Annotated in this window: 18 protein-coding genes; 9 read left to right on the top strand and 9 right to left on the bottom strand. The window is 73.3% G+C overall.

Going from position 1 to position 18,990, the window contains the following annotated elements:
• Nucleotides 1-3: 3 nt before the first annotated feature.
• Together J5Y05_RS21430 and J5Y05_RS21425 are read right to left on the bottom strand one after the other, a co-directional pair.
• Nucleotides 4-345, bottom strand: coding sequence for a hypothetical protein (locus J5Y05_RS21430; RefSeq protein WP_210874665.1), 342 nt, complete (start codon nt 343-345; stop codon nt 4-6).
• Between the two features lie 133 nt (nt 346-478).
• A complete protein-coding gene (locus J5Y05_RS21425; RefSeq protein WP_210874664.1) occupies nt 479-2,854 on the bottom strand; it encodes an immune inhibitor A domain-containing protein in 2,376 nt (791 codons plus the stop codon).
• Between the two features lie 404 nt (nt 2,855-3,258).
• Between J5Y05_RS21425 and J5Y05_RS21420 the strand changes: the two genes are divergently transcribed.
• Complete coding sequence (locus J5Y05_RS21420) at nt 3,259-3,543, top strand: hypothetical protein (protein ID WP_210874663.1); 285 nt, start codon at nt 3,259-3,261, stop codon at nt 3,541-3,543.
• A gap of 60 nt (nt 3,544-3,603) precedes the next feature.
• Here the strand turns inward: J5Y05_RS21420 and J5Y05_RS21415 are convergent, their stop codons facing one another.
• Nucleotides 3,604-4,353: an RDD family protein gene (locus J5Y05_RS21415; RefSeq protein ID WP_210874662.1), complete on the bottom strand. Its 750-nt coding sequence runs from the start codon at nt 4,351-4,353 to the stop codon at nt 3,604-3,606.
• A gap of 377 nt (nt 4,354-4,730) precedes the next feature.
• On the opposite strand from J5Y05_RS21415, the gene J5Y05_RS21410 reads away from it, so the two are divergent.
• Nucleotides 4,731-5,600 (top strand): hypothetical protein, encoded by an 870-nt coding sequence (locus tag J5Y05_RS21410; protein WP_307854021.1) that lies wholly within the window; start codon nt 4,731-4,733, stop codon nt 5,598-5,600.
• Nucleotides 5,601-5,697: 97 nt separating this feature from the next.
• On the opposite strand, the gene J5Y05_RS21405 is transcribed toward J5Y05_RS21410, so the two are convergent.
• Nucleotides 5,698-7,227 carry an RDD family protein gene (locus J5Y05_RS21405; RefSeq protein WP_210874660.1) on the bottom strand — a complete coding sequence of 510 codons (1,530 nt, stop codon included), beginning with the start codon at nt 7,225-7,227 and terminating at the stop codon, nt 5,698-5,700.
• Nucleotides 7,228-7,621: 394 nt separating this feature from the next.
• On the bottom strand, nt 7,622-7,855 hold the full coding sequence (locus J5Y05_RS21400; RefSeq protein WP_307854020.1) for a DUF6087 family protein: 234 nt from the start codon (nt 7,853-7,855) through the stop codon (nt 7,622-7,624).
• A gap of 304 nt (nt 7,856-8,159) precedes the next feature.
• On the opposite strand from J5Y05_RS21400, the gene J5Y05_RS21395 reads away from it, so the two are divergent.
• Nucleotides 8,160-8,573, top strand: coding sequence for an SsgA family sporulation/cell division regulator (locus J5Y05_RS21395; protein WP_030418438.1), 414 nt, complete (start codon nt 8,160-8,162; stop codon nt 8,571-8,573).
• Between the two features lie 28 nt (nt 8,574-8,601).
• Here J5Y05_RS21395 and J5Y05_RS21390 read toward each other — a convergent pair whose 3' ends face one another.
• The gene (locus J5Y05_RS21390; protein ID WP_210874658.1) at nt 8,602-10,014 is read right to left on the bottom strand and encodes an FAD-binding oxidoreductase; all 1,413 of its coding nucleotides are present in this window, start codon (nt 10,012-10,014) and stop codon (nt 8,602-8,604) included.
• A gap of 92 nt (nt 10,015-10,106) precedes the next feature.
• Between J5Y05_RS21390 and J5Y05_RS21385 the strand changes: the two genes are divergently transcribed.
• Nucleotides 10,107-11,531 (top strand): tetratricopeptide repeat protein, encoded by a 1,425-nt coding sequence (locus J5Y05_RS21385; RefSeq protein WP_210874657.1) that lies wholly within the window; start codon nt 10,107-10,109, stop codon nt 11,529-11,531.
• Nucleotides 11,532-11,541: 10 nt separating this feature from the next.
• On the opposite strand, the gene hppD is transcribed toward J5Y05_RS21385, so the two are convergent.
• Nucleotides 11,542-12,687 carry a 4-hydroxyphenylpyruvate dioxygenase gene (gene hppD, locus J5Y05_RS21380; RefSeq protein ID WP_210874656.1) on the bottom strand — a complete coding sequence of 382 codons (1,146 nt, stop codon included), beginning with the start codon at nt 12,685-12,687 and terminating at the stop codon, nt 11,542-11,544.
• Nucleotides 12,688-12,809: 122 nt separating this feature from the next.
• On the opposite strand from hppD, the gene J5Y05_RS21375 reads away from it, so the two are divergent.
• The 5 genes from J5Y05_RS21375 to J5Y05_RS21355 are packed head-to-tail and all read left to right on the top strand — an operon-like array spanning nt 12,810 to nt 17,117.
• Nucleotides 12,810-13,292, top strand: coding sequence for an Lrp/AsnC family transcriptional regulator (locus J5Y05_RS21375; RefSeq protein WP_210874655.1), 483 nt, complete (start codon nt 12,810-12,812; stop codon nt 13,290-13,292).
• A 49-nt stretch (nt 13,293-13,341) separates the two neighbouring features.
• The gene (locus tag J5Y05_RS21370; RefSeq protein ID WP_210874654.1) at nt 13,342-13,989 is read left to right on the top strand and encodes an ABC transporter permease; all 648 of its coding nucleotides are present in this window, start codon (nt 13,342-13,344) and stop codon (nt 13,987-13,989) included.
• Nucleotides 13,982-15,241 (top strand): betaine/proline/choline family ABC transporter ATP-binding protein, encoded by a 1,260-nt coding sequence (locus tag J5Y05_RS21365; RefSeq protein ID WP_210874653.1) that lies wholly within the window; start codon nt 13,982-13,984, stop codon nt 15,239-15,241. Before J5Y05_RS21370 ends, J5Y05_RS21365 begins: the two co-directional genes overlap by 8 nt.
• On the top strand, nt 15,238-16,155 hold the full coding sequence (locus J5Y05_RS21360; RefSeq protein ID WP_307854019.1) for an ABC transporter permease: 918 nt from the start codon (nt 15,238-15,240) through the stop codon (nt 16,153-16,155). Before J5Y05_RS21365 ends, J5Y05_RS21360 begins: the two co-directional genes overlap by 4 nt.
• Nucleotides 16,152-17,117 (top strand): glycine betaine ABC transporter substrate-binding protein, encoded by a 966-nt coding sequence (locus J5Y05_RS21355; RefSeq protein ID WP_210874652.1) that lies wholly within the window; start codon nt 16,152-16,154, stop codon nt 17,115-17,117. Before J5Y05_RS21360 ends, J5Y05_RS21355 begins: the two co-directional genes overlap by 4 nt.
• A 71-nt stretch (nt 17,118-17,188) precedes the next feature.
• Here the strand turns inward: J5Y05_RS21355 and J5Y05_RS21350 are convergent, their stop codons facing one another.
• Both J5Y05_RS21350 and J5Y05_RS21345 read right to left on the bottom strand, forming a co-directional pair.
• Nucleotides 17,189-17,980 (bottom strand): S16 family serine protease, encoded by a 792-nt coding sequence (locus J5Y05_RS21350; protein WP_210874651.1) that lies wholly within the window; start codon nt 17,978-17,980, stop codon nt 17,189-17,191.
• 51 nt (nt 17,981-18,031) lie between these two features.
• Nucleotides 18,032-18,682 carry an IclR family transcriptional regulator gene (locus J5Y05_RS21345; protein ID WP_210874650.1) on the bottom strand — a complete coding sequence of 217 codons (651 nt, stop codon included), beginning with the start codon at nt 18,680-18,682 and terminating at the stop codon, nt 18,032-18,034.
• Nucleotides 18,683-18,990: the final 308 nt, after the last annotated feature.

The raw sequence follows: 18,990 nt of genomic DNA, 5'->3' as shown, positions 1-18,990 counted from the left end.
GGCTCAGGTGCGGGCCATCGGGCGGCCGAGCAGGGCCCGGATGGGGCGCCACAGCTCCTGGACGAGGTCCGGGCCGCCGGTGGTGCCCGTCGGGGCCGTACGCCATATCAGGCCGTCCGGGTGGTGGAGGACGGCGGTGATCTCGTCGGGGGTGGGCGGGGCCGCGTTGCCCCGCAGGTAGACCGCGCGCAGCCCCAGGTTGCGCAGCCGGGTCAGGGCGCGCGGCCGGTTGTGCGCGTGGACCAGGACGCGGACGCTGCCCGGGGTCCCGGCGGCGGGGCTGGGCAGGTTCAGCGCCACCACCACGGTGCCGTTCGGCAGCTTGCAGAAGCCTCCTGCGGCCATGCGCTCATACCCCCGTGTCGGCCGGTGCCTGGACCGGTGTCAATAAGAGAACCACACACGCACCTAAACACGGATCGGCGGCGGCCCGCCAGGGGACCGCCGCCGATCATGCTCTGACCTGGGATGACGTGAGCTACTTCACCGCTCGGCCGACTTCCAGCTCGATCGTGGAGCCGTCCCGCGCCTCCTTGGTGATCTTGATCTTGGTGTTGGTGTCAGTGATCTTGACACCGCCGGTCGGGTTGGCCGGGTCGTAGTAGTCGTTCGTGCGGTCGTTGAAGACCGGCACGCCCGGCTTGCCCGGGACGCGGGTCCTGACGTCCGCCTTGTGCAGCGTGATCGCGTCCGTCCGGAAGGTGCTGAACGGCGAGTCGTAGGACTGCACGCGGTTGCGCATCAGCGTGCCGTCGGACCAGCGCAGCGCGGCCGGGTGCGAGTCGACCGGCAGGATCAGGCCGGTGCCCGGGTGGACGCTGGTGTTGTTGTCCTTCTGGGAGGTGTCCCACTTCCAGATCAGCAGGCCGTTCTGGTACGGGAAGTGCTCCACCCAGTCCGGGCGCGAGGCGAAGCCGAAGTTGTACGGGCCGACCTCAAGGGTCTTGTCGTACGACACGTACTGCCGGTTCTCGGCGATGTAGTACTGCGCGTAGTCCTTGGTGAAGGAGGCGCCGACGCGGGTGAAGCCGTTGGCGGTCCAGGCGGCGTCCGCGGACTCGGCGTCGTCGGAGAAGAGGGTGGCCCCGTCCGCCGTGACCGTGATGCGGTCGGCCGTGAAGCCCTTCTGGGCCACACCGCCGTCGGTCTGGTAGCGGAAGCGCAGGTCGATGGTGCGGCCGGCGTAGGCGTCCAGCGGGTGGACCAGGGTGCCGTAGGCGTCGGCGGTGCCGGTCAGGCCGGGCTTGTCGCTGCCGTCGCGCGGGAGCGGGCTGCCGTCGAAGGTGCCGTCCAGCGCGGTCCAGTTGGCGCCGCCGTCGGTCGAGACCTCGGTGTAGAGGAAGTCGTAGTCGGCCTCGATGTCGTACCAGGCGTCCAGGGTGAGGGAGGCGGTCTGCTTCCCGGTGAGGTCGACCCTGCGGGTCAGGGTGTTCTTGAGGTTGTCGGCGCTGCCGCTCCACCACTGGGTCTCGCCCTGTGCGGGCGGCACGATCTCGGTGGTGACCGCCTTCTTCGGGAGTTGGACGACCAGGCCCTGCTTGTGCTTGGTGTTGTACTCCGCCAGGCCCAGCTTGTGCCAGGAGCTGGTCCCGGCCTTGGCCGTGTCGTAGTTCAGCCAGCCGAGCTGGAGCTTGTCCCAGGCGGTCATGTCGCCGGGCAGGTCGCCGATCTCCTTGCGGCCGGTGCCGAGCCAGGAGCCGGAGGACATCAGGGTCCAGAAACCGGTCGAGTTGTCGCCGCCGGCGGTGTCGTAGAGGTCGGGCAGACCGAGGTCGTGGCCGTACTCGTGGGCGAAGACGCCCAGTCCGCCGTTCTCCGGCTGGATGGTGTAGTCGCCGACCCAGATGCCGGTGGAGCCGATCTGCGCGCCGCCGAGCCTGTTGCCCTCGGGGCCGGTGGCGCCGGCGTCGGTGCCGAAGGCGTACCAGCGGTGGGCCCAGATCGCGTCGGTGCCCTGGGCGCCGCCGCCGGCGGACTCGTCCTCGCCCGCGTGCACGATCTGGAAGTGGTCGATGTAGCCGTCGGGCTCGTTGAAGTCGCCGTCGCCGTCGTGGTCGTAGCGGTCCCACTGGTCGTACTGGGCGACGTCGGCCTTGATCTGGGCGTCGGTGCGGCCCCGGGCCTTCTGGTCGGCGACCCAGGCGTCGAGGCCGTCGCTGACGATGTTCCACACGCTGGAGCAGGTGGAGGCGCCGCAGGCGTTGTTGCCGTACCGGGCCTCGTTGTAGGGCACCTTGACCCAGTCGGAGACCTCGCCGTCGACCGAGTAGCGGCCGGAGGACTGCTTCTCGTAGTACTTCTTGACCGACTCGGTGTTCTTGCCGGTGCCGAAGTACAGGTCCTCGAAGTGCTCGCGGTTGTAGTCGGCCTGCCAGGCCGTGGAGTTGTCCTTGCGGCGGTCGGGCTGGGCGATCTCGTTGTGCAGCGGGCCGAGCGTGCCGCCGTACCGGCTGTCCACCTGGTCGCCGAACTCGACCAGGATGGTGAAGATCTTGTCGGTCTTCTCCCGGCCCAGTTCGACGTACTTGGTGTCGCCCTTCTTGCCCTTGCCGTTGCCGTTGCCCTTACCGTCGAGCCGGACGACCTTCGAGCCGCCGCGGTTCTCGACCGACGCCCGGCCGGAGAGGACCTGGTCCAGGGCCTCCTGGCGCTGGGCCTCCTGGGTGCGGCTGAGCGGGCCGTCGAGGTTGTGCTCGTCCATACCCTTGGCCGGGTGCGGGTCGTTGCCCTCCGAGGCCGCCGGGCGGACCGGTGCGTCCGCCTGGGCCGCGGTCGCCGCGGACATGGTGGCCGCGGCTGCGGCCAGTGCGACGACGGTGGCCGCCGTCCTGAACGTCCAGGGTCTACTGGTCACTTGATTTCCTCCCCCGCGTCCACGCGCGCGGAAGATAAAGGACAAGGACATGGCAGGTCCGCGCACCCGTGATCAACGCGTGTAGTCAAGTGACGTCATTTGACTAGAGGTTCAGAGGAAAAGACAGATCTTGACTTGAGCATATCAACTGCATTATGTGAGCGGGTGTTCGCTCAGCGGACGCCCGGTCGCCCTCGGCGGGCGCGCGATACCGTCCGGTTGCCGGACGCCATGACTCCGTGCGCCCCCCGTGCATCTGCCCCGCCCTCCGGGCCGCGCTTACTGTGAGAAGCACTCGGGCACACAGCACCTGAGAGTCGCCCGGCACGGCGCCCCGAACCGGCGCGGCGCCGGGCCGACAGCCGATCCCGACCCCCAGATCGTCTTCCGAGGACACGATGGCCATGCCCCGTCCGACTCCCGCACAGTTCGCCTACGGTTCGTGCACGGTGGTCTTCTCGACCTTCGCCATGCTGCTGCTGTCGCAGACACGTTCGGGTCCCGGCGTCGCGGTCATCGCCGTCGCGGCGCTCGCCCTCGGTGTGCTGGTCGCCGTGACGGCCTCCTCGCCCCGCAGGCGCCCGGCCGCCGGCGCCGCGCCGTCCGCGACGGCCGGGAGGCCGCTCCCGGTGCCGCCGCCGCGGGTCTCCGCGAGCGCCGGTGAGCCGGTGCGCGGACGCGCCGCCTGACCCGCCGGCCCGGGTCCGCGCCACGCCCTCCGGGCGGAGCGCGGACCCGCGCCCGGCACGTCAACGGGTGCTGACCACCACCGTCTTGGCCGCCTTGTCGTGCAGGCCCTGCTTGTAGGGCTTGTCGAAGAAGCTCCAGCCGCCCGCGATGATCGTCCACACGCAGGCGCAGCAGAAGGCGAACGGGAGCCACAGCACCGCGGCCCGGATCAGCGAGGTCTGCACGGAGGGCGTGGCGCCGTTGTCCAGGTTGGCCACCCGCAGGCCGAACCACTTCTTGCCGAGCGTCTGGCCCCGGCTCGCGGTCATGTAGGTGTCGTAGCCGATGTAGAGCACGGCGGCGATCACGGACTGCCCGAAGGACCTGCCCGCGTCGAGCTGGTCGCCGTTGACCCGGAACTCCGCGACGTTGAACGCCCAGCTCAGCAGCCAGACCACGAGGCCCACCAGGATCATGTCGATGATCCGGGCGAGGGTGCGGCGCCCGCTGTCGGCCAGCGGGGGCATACCGGGCGGCGGGCCGCCGGGCCCGCCCGAGCCGCCGTACGGGTCACCGCCGTAGGGACTTCCGCCGCCGTACTGCCCGCCGCCGCCGTAGGGGCCTCCCGCGGGCGGGGGCTGCCCGCCGCCGTAGGGGCTTCCGCCCCAGGGCGGGGGCTCACCGCCGCCCGACGACGGCGTGTCGTACGGCGAGCCCGCGCCGCCCGCGCCCTGGCCCGGTTCCGGGCCGGGTCCGGACGGGGGGCGCTTGCGGAACGGGTCGTCCTCGGGCGGCTGCCCGCCGGAGCCGTAGGGCGGTTCGCTGCTCATGGCCCGAGTCGACCCCGAAACCCCCCACCCCCGCATCCGGCGAGCCGCCGTCCGGGGTACCCCGGCCCGCCGGGGGTCCGCGGGACACCTCGCGCGACACACCGCCGCCCCGCCGCGGGGCCGGCGGGAACACGGCCGGGCGTGTCGGCCCGGCGGCGCTCGCCCTCGGGACCAACGTCCCTGGTGCCGACACCTGTTCGGGGCGCGTACCGGCCAGTGAAGGGCCGGAAACCGCCGCGTCACGCACGGCCTTCGTGGGGAGGTACGAGCGACCCGGCCACGAAGAGCGACGAGGGGGTCACGTGGGGTGGAGAAGCGCTTTCCATGAGGCGCGGAGATATCTGGAGGCGACGAGGCAACAGCTCGACGATCCGGCCGTGGGGCTCGCCAAGCTGGACGAGAACCTCACGCACAGCCGCCTGACGGTGCTGGAGCGCGTCGAGCGGGGCATCGCCGCCTCGCGCGAGGACCACCAGACGGTGTGCCGGCGTCAGGACCGGATGCTCGGCGACCTGGACGAGACGCGGGGCGAGCTCGTCCGGCTGCGGGAAGCCGTCGAGGCCCTGCGCCCCGTCGCGGCGGTGGAGCGGGTCGAGGACGACGCCCGAGGGGCACCGGAGGAGTCCTCGCCGGGGACGGAGCCCGGCGACGAGCCGGGGCACGGCCCCGCCGAACCCACCGGGGCACCACCGCCCGCCTCGTCCGACACCGAATCCCAGGGGGGAACCATGGAGAACAGCGAACACGGGCCGCGGTCCGGGGCCGAGGACCAGGACCCGGACCGCGGCCTCAAGAACGCCATCGAGGCCGCCTACCGGGGCCCGGACGGCCCCGCCGCACCGGCTGCCGGCTCCGGCGCCGCCGAGCCGGACCGTGACCCGCGGATCGCCCACGGTGTCCTGCTGCTCAAGGCCGCCGGTGTGGCCTCCGCCGAACTGGTCGCGCAGCACGACACCTGGGAGTGGCTGGTCGCCCTGGCCGTCCGGCACGCCCACTTCCGCCTGCCGTCCTCCGTCGAGGACGTCGGAGGAGGCCGCGTCCGCACCGTCCTGTCCGGACGCACGCTCATCGCCCTGCTGATCAGACTGTGGGACACCCACGGCGCCACCGCCGCGCTGGACGGCGACTGGGCGATGGCCAGGACCGTCTACGGGCGGATCGCGGCCGTCCTCACCGATGTGAGGGGCCACGGCGCGACCATCCGCATCGTCCTGGACGACGGCCTCCCCGAGGAGACCGACGACTGACCGGCCCCCGGCCCACCCGGGGGCGGGGCGTCCGCGCACCACCCCCGGGACGGTCCCGGCCCTCGGGCACCCGGTCCGGACCGCGCTCCTTCGGGGGTCAGCCGGCCACGAAGGTGTGGGCGGACTTGTCGTGCCAGCACTGGTGCCAGGGGCGGTCGAAGAGGCACCAGGCGACGCCGACGACGCCGATCACCAGGAGGCCGGGGACGCTGTAGACCAGCCAGCGGCGCAGGGCCGCGCCGAAGGACGGGGGCTCGTGCGCCTCGATGTCCCGCACCTCCACGCCGAGCAGCCGTTTGCCCAGGGTGCGGCCCCACTTGGCGGTGGGCAGGACCTCGTAGGCGACGCCGAAGAGCAGGAGGACGGCCAGGACGATCCCGAGGTAGGTGCCGGTGGTGCCGTCGATCAGCCAGACGGTGACCGTCTCCCCGGAGAGCCGGGCCGCGTCGATCTTGGCCTGGAGGTGGTCGGCGGCGCGGGTGCCGAGGGGGACGGCGGCCACGGCGGTGACGCCCGCGAGGACCACGGTGTCGATCAGCCGGGCGGCGAGCCGCTTGCCGAGGGGCGCGGGGCGGGCCGCCGCCTGCCGACGGGCGGCGGCCTGGAACACGTCGTCGACCGGGGGCTTCCAGGGCGCGACCGGCGGCTGTTCGTCGCCGCCGGTCGCGGCGAGCCGGTGCACCTGCTGGGCCCAGGACGGCTGTCCGCCGCCGGGACCGGCCGACAGCGGGGCGGAGGACGCGACCGGGGGGAAGGGGACGGCGGGCTGCTGCGGCGCCCCGGCGGGCCCCGGGCTCGCCGGCTGCCGGGGGAACGCCGGTCCGGGGGCCGCCCCCTGCGGGCCGGACGGCGGGGACGGCGAGGGCGCGGGGGCCGCCGGGGCCGGTGCTCCGGCCGGTGCCGCACCCGCGTGGGCGGCGGCGTTCGCGGCGGCGTTCGCGGGGCCGAAACCGGGCCCCTGCTGCGGCCCCGGCTCCCCCGCCGTACGCGGCGGGACGGGACGGAAGGTCATCGTGCCCTCGTCGGCGGGCCCTTCGGAGCCCGGCCGGGCCGGGCCGGACGCCCCACCCGGGCGGCGGAAGACGAAGGTGTCACCGGGAACGGAGGCGGACGGGGCCTCGGGGACGACGGGACCGGGAGCGGCACCGGCACCCGCACCCGCACCCGTACTCACACCGGCACCCATGCCCGCCCCGCCGTCCTGCGCGCTCCCCGTGCCGGAAGCCGCCGCCGGACCGGGCGCCGGGGCCGCGGCGGGCGTGTGCGGCACCCGCGGGTCCGCGCCCGGCGGGCTGGGCCAGGCGACCTGCGGGGCGCCGGTCCCGCCCGGGTGCGCGTCGGCGCCCCACGCGGCGGCCGGTTCCGGCCGACTGCCGTGCTGGGACGCGGCGGCCGGGGGCGGCCCCTGGAGCGGGTCCTCGTCGAAGAAGTGCGGGCCGGTCTCCTCCACGGAGGGCAGCGCTCCGGGCGGCGGGGCGAGCGACTCGCCGTCCCGGGGGGCGGGCCGGCTCGTGCCCGCCACCCAGGAGGCCCCGTTCCAGTACCGGACGTATCCGGGGATGGAGGGGTCCGGGTAATACCCCTCGCGGGGCCTGTCGTCACCGGGTGCCGGGGTTGGGGCGCTCATGTCCGTCGTCCCGTATCTGCTCGGGGATGGATGGGGGGAGTGTCCACATCTATCAGACGGGAACACGCCATACCGCCGGTCCGGCCGGACCGGCCCCTTTCGGGCAACGCCTGCACCCACACCTTCACCTGACGGACGCGCCTGCGGGGGCGCCGGACGGGTGTGGCCCAGGTACGCGTCAAAAGCGCGATGAGTCGCGCTCGCGGGCGACTGCCCGGCCCTCCGGGGACTCCTCCCGAACGCACCCGCGCCCGGACTCGGTCAGGCCGGCGAAGAAGGTGACCAGGGCGGCACGAGATCAGGCTCAAACCGGACACGGTCCGGGGGAGGGCCGCAGCCTCTCGGACCTGCTCGTTTCCGCCGGCACGCAGCATGACAGTCCTCATCGAGGTGGTCAGGCGGCAGAGTCGTCACCGATCTGGAGTTCGTTCACCCACTCCTGGGCGGCGGTGAGGGTCGGGGCGGTGCCGACCACCGCGTACGCGAAGTCGTCCCACTCCTCCAACACCCTTGGCTCGTCCGGCCGGAGGTGGCCGGCACCGCCGTGGACGGGTCGGTGACGGCGGTACTGATCCATCGGTGGGCGGCGGCGCTTGTCGTACGCGGCGAGCGGGTCGTCGGCGTCCACGCGCGGGACAGCACGGGATGGCTGGTTCGGGGGGCCGGGTCGGCGGTGCTTGCCCATACTCCCGATGGTCTCAGGCGGCGATCGTGCACCTGCGGCACCCGCGGATGCCCGGCCTGCCGCCGGCCAGGCCCTGAGGCGGCCCCTACCCGGGCGTCCGGGCATCCGGGTCACGCCTCCGGACGGCGCTTCGGAAAAAACTTGCGGGAACTCGCGTAATGCTCGCGCTCCCGCCTCCTCTCCCTCGTACGGGGACGCTCACCGCGGCCCCCGCGAACCCGTACGAGAACCGAGAGAGGACACCGCCATGCACCCCATCGTGGTCGAACGCGAACTGGAGATGCGGCTCATCCTGTCGCCGGAGCGGGGCCTCGCGGTCCCCGCGCTGCTGGCCTACCACTCCGACGATCCCTACGCGGTCCACGTCACCTTCCACATCGACTCGGGCCACCCCGTGCACTGGACGTTCGCCCGCGACCTGCTGGTCGAGGGCGTCTTCCGGCCGGGCGGGCAGGGGGACGTGCGGGTGTGGCCGTCGAAGGCCGAGGGCCGCAGCGTCGTACTGATCGCGCTGAGCAGCCCCGACGGCGACGCCCTGCTGGAGGCGCCCGCCGCGCAGGTGTCGGCGTGGCTGGAGCGGACGCTGCGGGCGGTGCCGCCGGGGTCGGAGGGCGAACAGCTCGGCATCGACGACGGAATCGCCGAGCTGCTCGCCCGGTGACGGGACGAGGGGCGCGCGGGATCGCCGGTCAGAACACCTTGCCCGGGTTGAGGATGCCGAGCGGGTCGAAGGTCTTCTTCACGGCCCGCTGCATCTCCAGCCCCACGGGGCCGATCTCGCGCGCCAGCCACTCCTTCTTCAGCACCCCCACGCCGTGCTCGCCCGTGATCGTGCCGCCGAGTTCCAGCCCGAGGGCCATGATCTCGTCGAAGGACTCGCGGGCCCGCCGGGACTCGTCGGGGTCCTGGGCGTCGAAGCAGACCGTGGGGTGGGTGTTGCCGTCACCGGCGTGGGCGCAGACGCCGATGGTCAGGCGGTACTTCCCGGCGATCCGCTCGATGCCCTCCAGCATCTCCCCGAGCCGGGAGCGGGGCACGCACACGTCGTCGATCATCGTGGTCCCCTTGACGGCCTCCAGGGCGGTGAGGGACAGGCGCCGCGCCTGGAGCAGCAGATGGGACTCGGCGGCGTCCTCGGCGGGGACCACCTGCGTGGCGCCGGCCGCCTCGCACAGCGCGCCGACCGCGGCGAGGTCGGCGGCCGGGTCGGCGGTGTCGAAGGCGGCGAGCAGCAGGGCCTCGGTGGTCTCCGGCAGCCCCATGCGGGCCAGGTCGTTGACGGCCTTGACGGTCGTACGGTCCATCAGCTCCAGGAGGGACGGCACGTGCCCCTCCTCCATGACGCGGCACACGGCGTCGCAGGCGTCGGCGGCGGAGGCGAACTCGGCGGCCAGCACCAGTTGCGCGGGCGGCTTCGGCCGCAGCGCCAGGACGGCGCGGACGACGACGCCGAGGGAGCCCTCGGAGCCGACGAACAGGCGCGTGAGGTCGTACCCGGCGACGCCCTTGGCGGTGCGGCGGCCGGTGGTCATCAGGCGGCCGTCGGCGAGCACGACGTCGAGGCCGAGGACGTACTCGGCGGTCACCCCGTACTTGACGCAGCACAGGCCGCCGGAGGCGGTGCCGATGTTCCCGCCGATGGTGCACGTCTCCCAACTGGAGGGGTCCGGCGGGTAGGAGAGGCCGTGCTCCTCCACCGCGCGGGAGAGGACGGCGTTGACGACGCCCGGTTCGACGACGGCGATCCGGTCGACGGGGTCGATCTCCAGGATGCGGTCCATCCTGGTCAGGGAGAGCACGACGCAGCCGTCGGTGGCGTTGGCGGCGCCGGACAGTCCGGTGCGGGCGCCCTGCGGGACGACCGGGACGCGCAGGTCGGTGGCGGTGCGCAGGACGTGCTGGACCTCCTCCACGGTGCGCGGCAGGACGACGGCGGCCGGGGTGCCGGCCGGGCAGAAGCTCGCCATGTCGTGGGCGTACGAGGCGGTGACGTCGGGGTCGGTGAGGACGGAGTCGGGGGGCAGGACGCCCAGCAGGCGGCCGACGAGGGTGCCGGCGGCGCTGTCTTCGTCGCGTGGCGCTTCGATGCGGCTCATGATCACAGCGTGGCACCCGGGTCCATCGGTGTGAACCCCGTGGACGGCACCTGTCACCTGCCCGGGTGTGCTTGTCGTACGGGCGCACAGTGGGCGCCATGGACCACGACACGTCGAGCGCCCCGGACCGCCGTCCCCGGCGCCGGGCCGGCCGCGCGCGCCGGGTGCTGATCGTCTGCGTCGCCGGCGGTGCCGTGCTCGGCGGGGCGCTGGTGCTGCCGGGCCGGGGCCGGGACGGCGCTCCCCCGCCGGCGCCGGGTCCCGCGGCGGCGGCGCGCGGGGCGTTCGCCGCGGGGGCGCCGGCGGCCCTGTCCGATCTGGCGGTGCTGATCGGGGACCGGGAGGCGCGGGTGCGGGAGCGTCCCCGGGACGGCCCGGCGTGGGCGGTGCTGGGCGCGGCCTACGTGGAGCGGGGCCGGCGCACGGCGGACCCGGCCGACTGGCCGCGCGCGGAGAAGGCGCTGCGCACGGCGCTGGAGACGGGGGCGGCGCGCGATCCGGGGGCGCTGGAGTCGCTGGCGGCGCTGGCGGTGGCGCGGCGCGATTTCGCCGAGGCGCGGACGTGGGGCGAGCGCGCGGCCGGGCGGGCGCCGAAGCGGTGGACGGCGCAGGCGGTGCTGATCGAGGCGTACACGGGGCTCGGCGATCACGAGGCGGCGGGGAAGGCGCTGGAGCGGATGGTGGAGCTGGGGCCGAAGCTGCCGGCGGTGCGGGCGCGGGCGGCGGCCGTCTACCGGGACCGGGGCTGGAGGGAGGACGCGGAGGCGCAGATCGGCGACGCGGCGGCGGCTGCCGGGACGCCGGCCGAGCGGGCCGCGTACCTGGAGCAGGCGGGCCGGCTGGCCTTCGAGCGGGGCGACCGGGAGAAGGCGCTGCGCTACGCCCGGGAGGCGCTGCGCGAAGGCCCGGACCAGGCGGCGGCGCGGGCCGGCGAGGCGCGGGCGCTGGCGGCGCTGGGCCGGACCGAGGAGGCGGTGTCGGCGTACCGGGCGGCGTACGCCGCGCGGCCGGGCGCCGAGTACGCGCGGGAGCTGGGCGAGCTGTTCGCGTCGCTGGGCCGGGAGCCGGAGGCCGAGGAGCAGTGGGCGCTGGTGCGGGAGCGGGTGCGGCAGGCCGAGGCCGCGGGGGCGGACGGGTCGCTGGTGCTGGGCCTGGCCGAGGCGGACCACGGGGACGCGGAGGCGGCGGTGGAGCGGCTGCGGGCCGAGTGGGGGCGGCAGCCGTCGACGGAGGTGGCGGACGCGCTGGGCTGGGCGCTGCACCGGGCCGGGCAGGACGAGGAGGCCCTCGCCTTCGCGGTGGCGGCGACGGACGGCGAGCGGGGCGGCGGGGTGCGCAGCGCCCTGTTCGCCTTCCACCGGGGCGTGGTGGAGCGGGGGTTGGGGCTCACGGGTGCGGCGCGGCGGCATCTGGAGGAGGCGCTGCGGGTCAACCCGTACTTCTCGCCGCTGCACGCCCCGGCGGCGCGGCGGGCGCTGGACGAGCTGGGCGGGCCCCCGGTGGGGGACCCGCCGCCCGCGTAGGCGCCCGGACTCAGAGGTTGCCGCGCTTCTCCTGCTCGCGCTCGATCGCCTCGAAGAGGGCCTTGAAGTTGCCCTTGCCGAAGCCCATCGAGCCGTGGCGCTCGATGATCTCGAAGAAGACGGTCGGACGGTCCTGGACCGGCTTGGTGAAGATCTGGAGCAGGTAGCCGTCCTCGTCGCGGTCGGCGAGGATCTTCAGCTCGCGGAGCGTGTCGACGGGCACGCGGGTGTCGCCGACCCAGTCGCCGAGCGTGTCGTAGTAGGAGTCCGGCGTGTCGAGGAACCGGACGCCGGCGGCCTTCATCGTGCGTACGGTCTCCACGATGTCGTTGGTGGCCAGCGCGATGTGCTGGACGCCGGCGCCGCCGTAGAACTCCAGGTACTCGTCGATCTGGGACTTCTTCTTGGCGACGGCGGGCTCGTTGATCGGGAACTTGACCTTGAGCGTGCCGTCGGCGACGACCTTGGACATGAGGGCGCTGTACTCGGTGGCGATGTCGTCGCCCACGAACTCCTTCATGTTGGTGAAGCCCATGACCTTGTTGTAGAAGCCGACCCATTCGTTCATGCGGCCGAGTTCGACGTTGCCGACGCAGTGGTCGACGGCCTGGAAGGTGCGCCGGGCGGGCGGCTCGACGAGGGGCTGGGCGGCGACGTGGCCGGGCAGGTAGGGGCCGTCGTAGGCGGTGCGCTCGACCAGGGTGTGCCGGGTCTCGCCGTAGGTGGCGATGGCGGCGAGGACGACGGTGCCGTGCTCGTCCTTCACCTCGTACGGCTCGGCGAGGGAGCGGGCGCCGTGGGCGACGGCGTAGGCGTGGGCGGCGCGCGCGTCGGGGACCTCGATGGCGAGGTCGACGACGCCGTCGCCGTGCTCGGCCACGTGCTGGGCGAGGAAGCGGCCCCACTCGGTGGAGGGTTTGATGACAGAGGTGAAGACGAAGCGCGCGGAGCCGTTCTCCAGCACGTAGCTCGCGGTCTCGCGGCTGCCGTTCTCCGGTCCGGAGTAGGCGACCAGCTTCATGCCGAAGGCGGTGGAGTAGTAGTGCGCGGCCTGCTTGGCGTTGCCCACGGCGAAGACGACCGCGTCCATTCCCTTGACCGGGAAGGGGTCGGCCTGCCGTGCGGTGTCGGGAGAGTGGTGTGTGGTCTGCGTCATAGCCGCAGAATCTCCCGCGTCTGCAAGGTGCGCAATAGTTTGCGCGTTCACTGGGCAGTCTGCCCAGTGCCCGGCCGGTGGGGGCGGGCGATCTGTACAGGATGACCAGCCGGAGGGGTGCGATGGGGATCGATCGTCTGGACGGGCGGATCATCGGGCTGCTGGCCCGCGAGCCGCGGATCGGGGTGCTGGAGATGTCCCGCCGGCTGGGGGTGGCGCGGGGCACGGTGCAGGCCCGGCTGGACCGGCTTCAGTCGAATGGAGTCATCCGCGGCTTCGGGCCCGAGGTGGACCCGGCGGCGCTCGGCTATCCGGTGACGGCCTTCGCCACGCTGGAGATCCGTCAGGGTCAAGGGGCCGACGTACGGGCGCACTTGACGACCGTCCCGGAGGTGCTGGAGCTGCACACGACCACCGGTACGGGGGACATGCTGTGCCGTCTGGTGGCCCGTTCCAACGCCGATCTTCAGCGGGTGATCGACCGGGTCGTCGGATTTGATGGCATCGTCCGCGCCGCCACGGCGATCGTGATGGAGAACCCGGTTCCGCTGCGGATCATCCCGTTGGTGGAGCAGGCGGCGGGAAACGAGGGTAGACGCGAGTGAACCGGCCGGCCGCTCGGGGAGCCGGCCCACCCGAGAGGAGGGGGGGGACGTGAACTTCTGGGATTTCCTGGGCAGTCGCCATCAGCAGTTGCTCACCGACGCCTACCAGCACGCCAGCGCCGTCTTCCAGTGCATGGTGGCGGCGACCGTGCTGGGCGTGCTGATCGGGGTGGTCACCTACCGCAGCGAGTGGGCGGGGAACCTGGCCACCACGGTCACCTCCGGCATCCTGACCATCCCCTCGCTGGCCATGATCGGCCTGCTGATCCCGGTGGTCGGGCTCGGTGTCCCCCCGACGGTGACGGCGCTGACCCTGTACGGGCTGCTGCCGATCGTGCGGAACGCGATCGTGGGCCTGCGCGGGGTCGACCCCTCGCTGGTGGACGCGGCCAAGGGCATCGGCATGTCGCGGGCGGCCCGGCTGCTGCGGGTGGAGCTGCCGCTGGCCTGGCCGCCGATCCTGACCGGGATCAGGGTCTCGACGCAGATGCTGATGGGCATCGCCGCGATCGCCGCGTTCGCCTCCGGCCCCGGGCTGGGCAACGAGATCTTCCGCGGGATCGCCTCCCTGGGCAGCAAGAACGCGCTCAACCAGGTACTCGCCGGCACGCTGGGGATCATCATCCTGGCGCTCTTGTTCGACGCCGCCTACGTCCTGCTGGGGCGGCTGACCATCTCCAGGGGGATTCGTGCCTGAGACGACGCCGGGCGCCACGACGGGCGCGACCATCGAACTGGAGGGCCTGACCAAGCGGTACCCGGGCAATCCGCAGCCGGCCGTGGAGAACGTGTCCATGGAGATCCGGGCGGGCGAGACCGTGATCCTCGTGGGGCCCTCGGGGTGCGGGAAGTCCACCACACTGAAGATGATCAACCGGCTGATCGAGCCGAGCGGCGGACGCATCCGCATCGACGGCGAGGACGTCACCGACATCGACCCGGTCCGGCTGCGCCGCAAGGTCGGGTACGCCATCCAGTCCTCCGGTCTCTTCCCGCACATGACGGTCGCCCAGAACATCGCGCTGGTGCCGAAGATGATCGGCTGGTCGAAGACGCGCATCCGCGCGCGGGTGGAGGAGATGCTCGACCTGGTCGGCCTGGACCCCGGCGAGTTCCACGGCCGTTACCCGCGCCGGCTCTCCGGCGGCCAGCAGCAGCGGGTGGGCGTGGCGCGGGCGCTGGCCGCCGATCCGCCGGTACTTCTGATGGACGAGCCGTTCGGCGCGGTCGACCCGATCACCCGGGACCACCTCCAGGACGAGCTGATCCGGCTCCAGCACGAGCTGCACAAGACGATCGTCTTCGTCACCCACGACTTCGACGAGGCGATCAAGCTCGGCGACCGGATCGCGGTGCTGCGCGAGCGGTCGCACATCGCCCAGTTCGACACGCCCGAGGCGATCCTGACCAACCCGGCGGACGACTTCGTCTCCGGTTTCGTGGGCGCCGGGGCGGCGCTGAAGCGGCTGAACCTGACCCGGGTGCGGGACGTGGAGATCACCGACTACCCGACGGTGACGGTGGACGACCCGCTCCAGCACATCTTCGGGCTGCTGCGGGCGGGCGGCACCAACGAGATCCTGCTGCTGGACCGGCGCGGCCGGCCCTACAAGTGGCTGCGGCGCGGCGACCTGATGCGGGCCAAGGGCTCCCTCGCGCGGGCCGGGACGCTGGTCAACGACACGGTGACCCGGGACGCGACGCTGCGGGACGCGCTGGAGGCGGTGCTGACCGACAACGCGGGGCGGGTCGCGGTCACCGGGCGGCGCGGCGAGTACACGGGCGTCGTCGACATGGAGACGCTCATGAACTCGGTGCACGAACTGCTGGAGGAGGACCGGCTGGACGCGCTGGAGCACCGGCACGAACTGGAGGAGGCGCGGTCCGGTCAGACCCACTCCGAGCAGGAGGGCGCCGACGGACCGGGAGGGGAGGCGGCGAAGGCGTGAGCACTTCCCCCGGCCGGCACCCCGCCGGCGATCACGGCCGCGGGCACCCGGGCTCCCCCGGCCCCGGCCCCGGCCACGACCACGACCACGACCACGACCACGACGAGCGTGAGCGCGAGCACGAGCACGAGCACGACACCGAGAGGGAGGCCGGGCCGCCGTCGCGGACCCCCGCGGCGCGGATCACCTGGCAGCGGCTGACGATCCTGCCGGTGGCGCTGATCGCGGTGCTGCTGGCGACCTGGCTCTGGTTCCGGCAGGCCGACCTGGACCAGATCAGCCGCAACGCGCTCTCCGACGGCCAGGTCACCAAGGCGCTGTGGCAGCACGTGCAGCTCACGGTGATCTCCACCTTCTTCGTGCTGATCATCGCCATCCCGCTCGGCATCCTGCTGACCCGCAAGGCGTTCCGCAGGGCGACCCCGGTGGCGATGGCGTTCGCCAACATGGGCCAGGCGACACCCGCCATCGGCCTGCTGGCACTGCTGGTGATCTGGCTGGGCATCGGTCGCCGTTCGGCGCTGATCGGCATCATCATCTACGCGGTCCTGCCGGTGCTGTCGAACACCATCGCGGGGCTGAGGGCCAACGACCCGACGCTGCTGGAGGCGGCCCGCGGCATCGGCATGTCGCCGCTGGGCGTGCTCACGCGCGTGGAGCTGCCGCTGGCGGTGCCGCTGATCCTGGCGGGCGTGCGTACGGCCCTGGTGCTGAACGTGGGCACCGCGACGCTGGCCACCTTCGGCGGGGGCGGCGGGCTCGGCGTGCTCATCACCACCGGCATCACCAGCCAGCGCATGCCGGTGCTGGTGCTGGGCTCGGTGCTGACGGTGACGCTGGCGCTGCTGGTGGACTGGCTGGCCTCGCTGGCCGAAGTGCTGATGCGGCCCCGCGGCCTGGAGGTGGGGACATGAGGAGGCGTACGTGCCTGCTGCTGGCGGCGGTCCTGGTGGCCGCCTCCGGCTGCGGGCTGACCAGCGGGTCGCCGATGGTCGACAACGTGGAGCCGGGCACGATCGGCCGGGGCAGGCCGCTGGAGGGGGCCGACCTCACGGTCGTCTCCAAGGAGTTCACCGAACAGCTCGTCCTCGGCGCCATCATGGGCATCGCCTTCGAGGCGGCCGGCGCGCAGGTGCTCGACCGGACCGGCATCCAGGGCTCGGTCGGCACCCGCGCCGCCGTCGTGAACGGCGACGCCGACGCCACGTACGAGTACACGGGCACCGCCTGGATCACCTACCTCGGCCACAGCCACCCGATCCCCGACCCGGAGCAGCAGTGGAAGGCGGTGTACGACGCCGACCTGAAGCACGGGCTGACCTGGCTGCCGCCGTCGACGCTGAACAACACCTACGCGCTGGCGATGAACCAGGCCAACCACCGCAAGTACGGGACGGACACCCTCTCGCAGGTGGCCGAGCTGGCCGCGTCCGACCCGGGCGCGGTGACGCTCTGCGTGGAGGGCGAGTTCGCCAACCGCGCGGACGGGCTGCCGGGCATGGAGAAGGCGTACGGGATGCACATCCCGGCCGGCAACGTCACCCAGATGGACACCGGCATCATCTACACGCAGACCGCGAAGGGCGCCTGCACCTACGGCGAGGTGTTCACCACCGACGGGCGGATCAACTCGATGAAGCTGGTGGTGATGGAGGACGACAAGAAGTTCTTCCCGAACTACAACGCGGCGCCGGTGATCCGGACCTCGACGCTGAAGAAGTGGCCGGCCATCGCCGACGTACTGGCGCCGGTCACCAAGGCGCTGGACAACGACGTGGCGCGGACGCTGAACGCGAAGGTCGACGTGGACGGCGAGGACCCGCACCAGGTGGCGCTGGACTGGCTGAAGGAGAAGGGCTTCGTGAAGGAGAAGTAGGCGGGGCGGGGGCGGGGCGAGCAGGCGGGGAGGGCGCGGGGGCGGGCGCGGGCGCGTCCCCGGCCCCGCGCTCAGCAGGCGGGGACCTCGCCCTTGCCGGTGGTCAGGGCGCGCAGGGCGTCGACGGCGCCCTTGAGCGTGCCGACCGGGACCAGCCGCAGGCCCTTCGGCAGCTCCGCCCGCGCGTCGGCGCACTCGGCCTTCGGCACCAGGAAGACGGTGGCGCCGTCCCGGCGGGCGGCCTGCGTCTTCAGCGGCACCCCGCCCACCGCGCCGACCACGCCGCCGTCGGTGATGGTGCCGGTGCCGGCGACGACCCGGCCGCCGGTGAGGTCGCCGCCGCTGCCGTCACCGTCCAGCTTGTCGACGATGCCGAGGGCGAACATCAGCCCGGCGCTGGGGCCGCCGACGTCGGCGAGGCGCAGGGTGACGTCGATGCCCTCGCCGTCGCGCCCCAGGTAGCCGAGGGCGGCGGTGGTCGCCGCGTCCTGGGACTGCTTCATCTGGCGTTCGTTGTACCGCTCGATCTCGCGGACGTCCCCGCCGCTCGGATAGACCGCGTCGCGCGGCATGACCGCCCGGTCGGTGTCGAACCAGCCGCCGATCACCTCGCCGATCCGGATGTCGGCGTCGGGCCCGGTCGCCTCGATCGTCGTCATCCGCAACTGGCCCTCGGTGGTCCGGGTCGGGGCGCCGGAGACGGTGATGACCGGCGTGCCCTGGTTCGCGCCCAGCACGTCGGCCGTCAGTCCGGGCCGGGCCACGGAGAACGGCAGCGGCGCGGAGACCGCGGTGGCCAGCAGGGCCGCCACGGGCAGGGCGCAGACGGCCAGGGCACGGGGACGCGTGAGACGTGAGAGCACGGGGTCAATCTAACGCGCCCCGCGCGGCGGCCGGGCGGGCGCCCGCACCGGTCAGCGCAGCGCCTCGGCGACCTCCCGGGCCGCGTCCATCACGCGGACGCCGACCCGTTCGGGCACCACGTCGGAGAGCATGACGACCCCGACGCTGCCCTCCACCCCGCTCACCCCGATCAGCGGCGCGGCGGCACCGCAGGCGCCGGCCTCCAGTTCGCCCTGGGTCAGGGTGTAGCCGGGGTCGTCGTGCTCGGCGGCCCGGTACCGGCGGGCGGCGAGGATCGCCTTGCCCGCGGCGCCCCGCTCCAGCGGGTGCCGGAACCCGGCCCGGTAGGCCACGTGGTAGTCGGTCCAGGTCGGCTCCACCACCGCCACGGCCAGCGCCTCGGCGCCGTCCACCAGCGTCAGGTGGGCGGTGGCGCCGATGTCCTCGGCGAGCGACCGCAGCGCCGGCATCGCCGCCTCGCGCACCAGCGGGTGCACCTGGCGGCCCAGGCCCAGCACCCCGAGTCCCACGCGGGCGCGTCCGCCGAGGTCACGGCGGACGAGGGCGTGCTGCTCCAGCGTGGCGAGCAACCGGTACACCACGGTCCGGTTCACCCCCAGCCGGTGGGACAGCTCGGTGACGGTCAGTCCGTGGTCCGTGTCGGCCAGCAGCTTGAGGACCCGCAGTCCCCTGTCGAGCGTCTGGGAGGTCTCCGCGGTCACGACGCCCACTCCTTCGTGGTGAGTCGGCGGTCCCCTCGCGGTGTGCGCGTCACCGAGTCCCGTCGGCGACGCGCTGGAGAGAGGCCGCCGGTCGGCTGACGGTCCGGCCCTGTGCCCGGACCCAGTCGCTTCACGGCTGCGCTCCGCGGCGGCGCTGCCACGGGGCGTGTGCGTAGCGGGACAGTAGCGAGCCAGGTCCGCTCAGCGGAAGGCTCCGTCCAGAATCCGGGCAATCGCGGGGGCGAACTCTCCGCATTTGTCCCGATACACACCGCGTCCGCGGGAACCACCCGTCACCCGGATCACTT

It is taken from the genome of Streptomyces tagetis (genome assembly GCF_018069565.1).
Lineage (GTDB): Bacteria > Actinomycetota > Actinomycetes > Streptomycetales > Streptomycetaceae > Streptomyces > Streptomyces tagetis.
The sequence above is the reverse complement of the archived record's forward strand: the minus strand, read 5'-3'. Positions and strand labels throughout refer to the sequence as shown.